4 protein-coding genes and 1 pseudogene are annotated in these 3,151 nt (G+C 43.1%); all 5 read left to right on the forward strand.

What is annotated here, in order from left to right:
- Positions 1-825 (forward strand): VENN motif pre-toxin domain-containing protein (locus ACJ9N4_RS20685; RefSeq protein ID WP_411500772.1); only part of this gene is annotated, 825 nt, incomplete at its 5' end.
- Complete coding sequence (locus ACJ9N4_RS20690; protein ID WP_182919457.1) at positions 822-1,208, forward strand: contact-dependent growth inhibition system immunity protein; 387 nt, start codon at positions 822-824, stop codon at positions 1,206-1,208. The genes ACJ9N4_RS20685 and ACJ9N4_RS20690, both read left to right, overlap by 4 nt.
- A 171-nt stretch (positions 1,209-1,379) precedes the next feature.
- The gene (locus tag ACJ9N4_RS20695; protein ID WP_182919456.1) at positions 1,380-1,829 is read left to right on the forward strand and encodes a hypothetical protein; all 450 of its coding nucleotides are present in this window, start codon (positions 1,380-1,382) and stop codon (positions 1,827-1,829) included.
- A 391-nt stretch (positions 1,830-2,220) separates the two neighbouring features.
- Positions 2,221-2,551: pseudogene (locus ACJ9N4_RS20700) on the forward strand (hypothetical protein); the annotation flags it as partial.
- 4 nt (positions 2,552-2,555) lie between these two features.
- The gene (locus tag ACJ9N4_RS20705) at positions 2,556-2,930 is read left to right on the forward strand and encodes a hypothetical protein (protein WP_182919455.1); all 375 of its coding nucleotides are present in this window, start codon (positions 2,556-2,558) and stop codon (positions 2,928-2,930) included.
- The last annotated feature ends 221 nt before the right edge of the window (positions 2,931-3,151 follow it).

Here is a 3,151-nt window from a genome sequence, read left to right on the forward strand (position 1 = left end):
AAAAAACCCGGTGACCTGACGGCGGATGAGAAGCGACTGGTCAGCAGCCTGGTAAGTATTGCGGGTGGTCTGGCGGGTGCTGCGGTGACAGACGGTAACCTCTCCATGGCGGCTGTGGGGGCTAATACTGCCCGTGTGGAGGTTGAGAATAATACGCTGAGCTTGGTAGCCAGAGGGTGTGCGGTTGCTGCACCGTGCCGGACGAAGGTTGCGGAGCAGTTACTGGAGATAGGCGCGAAAGCGGGTATCGCAGGTCTGGCTGGCGTGGCACTCAAAGACGTTGCAGGCAGGATGACGTCTGATGAACTGGAACATCTGGTTACCCTGCAAATGATGGGTAACGATGAAATCACCGGCAAGTACCTTGGTTTGTTGCAGGCTAAGTACGGTTCCGGGGATGCGGCGGCTCCAAATATCGGCAAAAAGCGGACAAATGCGGAGAAGGCTGAGTTGGGTGGTTCCGGTTCAGGAACTGGTACACCACCACCGCCGGAAAACGATCCTAAGCAGCAAAATGAAAAACCTGTAGATAAGCTTAATCAGAAGCAAGAAAGTGCGATTAAGAAGATCGATAACACTATAAAAAATGCTCTAAAAGATCATGATATTACCGGAACTCTCAAGGATATGGATGGTAATCCAGTACCTAAAGAGAATGGAGGATATTGGGATCATATGCAGGAAATGCAAAATACGCTCAGAGGATTAAGAAATCACGCAGATACGTTGAAAAACGTCAACAATCCCGAAGCTCAGGCTGCGTATGGCAGAGCAACAGATGCTATTAATAAAATAGAAACCGCCCTGAAAGGACATGGAATATGATCACCTTCCGTAAATTGATCGGGAATATCAACGTGACGAAAGAACCAGATCAACAATCTCCACTAGAGCTCTGGTTCGAACATATTATTGATGTGCCTATTGAAGAGTTATCAGTGGAAGATCTTTGTCGTGCTATTCGACAGGAGCTATGTGTTGATCAGTTGATGCCAAGGGTGTTGGAAGTTCTGGCTGAAGAACCGTTGGCGGGTGAGTATTACGATGGTGAACTAATAGCTGCCCTATCGACAATAAAAGAAAAGGATCTAAAAGATCAGAAAGGTACGTTTATCCAAATAAGGCAACTTATAAACCAGCTACCTCCCTCAGAAATTAATGATGACCTGAGAAAAGATATATTAAAAATCAATCAAATAATCGTATAACTAATCCCGGCCTCAGCGCAGGGATCTTTTTACCCATCAGCCCTTAACCGGCTCGATCAATGGGTATCCCATACTTGGTACTGAGGCTCCGTCTAAGGTTCTGCGTGAGTTCTTATCGCGTGGAGACATAAGTAAGGCTCAATATAACAAAATGATTAAGGGCAAATAGCAATGGGTAGATTAAATACCAGATTGCTTAATATAGGGTCGCCAGATGACGGTCAGTTAATTGATCTTACAGTGGAAGAAAATGGATCGTTAAAATCCCTATTTAAAGGAAGAGTTGATTTCCAACCATTTATAGAGTGGTTTTTGGATAATGAGAAAGATATTAAGGCACTTGAAATTCCTATAGGGTATTTAACCGGTATGTCAATCGCAGAGGGTATTCATTCTATTTATGAAAATCTGGATGTGGATAATGATGAAATTATCGATAAAATGTTTGATTATCGGTCAAGTCATTGCCTGAGGTTTGCTAGTCGTGGAACTAATTTCCCTGAAATATATATAGGGAGAAATGGTGTGAGATATGAAGTTTCTATATTTAATGAACGTGAGCAATGGAGATATTTTTTTGATATCGATGATTTTTTCGATGAATTGAAACTTCTTTCCTAATCTAAACTCGGCTCAAAGCAGGGATTGTTGTTGAGAATAACTCGCTGAGTGCCGTTATACAGAGTGGTAAACTGGCTGTGCAGGGATGTCTGAAAATTTCTGCTTGCCGTGATCGGCTGGTTGCCAGTGATCTGGGTGCTTTAGTACAGGTGGTACGCAGGTCATCAGTCCGGGGCCGTCAAACACTGGTGGAGACCAGACTGTAACCGGAAATGTACCTTCAAATACAGGGAATAACCAGTCCTCCGGTCAGGGTGCAACCAATACAGGTAACACTGATGGAAATCCGGATACTGGTGGCAATACTACGGTTACACCGATTCCGGAAGGGCCGAATAAGGATGATTTAGCTTATCTGGCCCTTAAGGGTAAAGAGGCTGAAAAAGCCGCTAAAATTGAAACAATATTAAAGTCTGAGAATAACTGGGAAAGTGCTCAAAATAAGGCGCTAAATATTGTAGGTAATTTAGGTGCTGACTCTAAACCTGTAATTTGGCGGTTAGAAGTAAGCGCAGGGAATGGAAAAATAATTGGACGCCAATCTAATGATGGCAAAGTTGGTTGGCGTGTTGATTATGATCCTGAGAAGGGAACACACATCAACATATGGGATTACTCTCAAGGGAAAGGGCCAGGGCCAGGGCAAAGCAGTCAAGCAGATTATACCATTTGAAGGTAATGAAAAAGCATTTGAAACCATATTGAAACAGTTGAATAGGTAGAAAAATGATTCTATTTGATGAGTGCAAAGAAGCTCTTGGTGCTGATTTCGAAGTGCTTGAAGGTCAGAGCGAGAAGGATGCTCTTGATGTTTTGTATAAATATCCCTTTGCTAATGGGAACTTACTGTGGGCTGAACTTAAGCATTCAGATTATGAAGATATAAATGATCTTATACCTGATAATTATAATAAAAATTACAATATGTTTGTTTTTGTGGATGATATTAACATTCCTATTTTTAGAACTAACCTAACGTTGATTGCTGAAAATATTTATGGCGTTACAGCTTTATCTCCTAAAATATTTATTTTTAATAACGAATTGATATTGCAGCCTCTATTTCCAACGGAAATAATCCGTCTAGGTATAAAGGATTAGCAGTATATTAGAGTCCGGCCTTGGTGCCGGGCTCTTTTTACTCGTCAGCACCTGACCCGATCGATCACCAGTCTTCCCGACTCCACGCTGACCATGACCTACGTGTCGGTGCTAATCCCGTATCCGTTCAGGTGCAGACTGGGTTGGCTTTGCTGTCACCACGGGAAATCACACGCAGCTTGACGGTGCGGTTATCGCCTCTACCGCCACACCGGACAAAA

Origin of the sequence: Enterobacter sp. LM3 (assembly GCF_046622475.1) — a bacterium.
GTDB lineage: Bacteria > Pseudomonadota > Gammaproteobacteria > Enterobacterales > Enterobacteriaceae > Enterobacter > Enterobacter cloacae_P.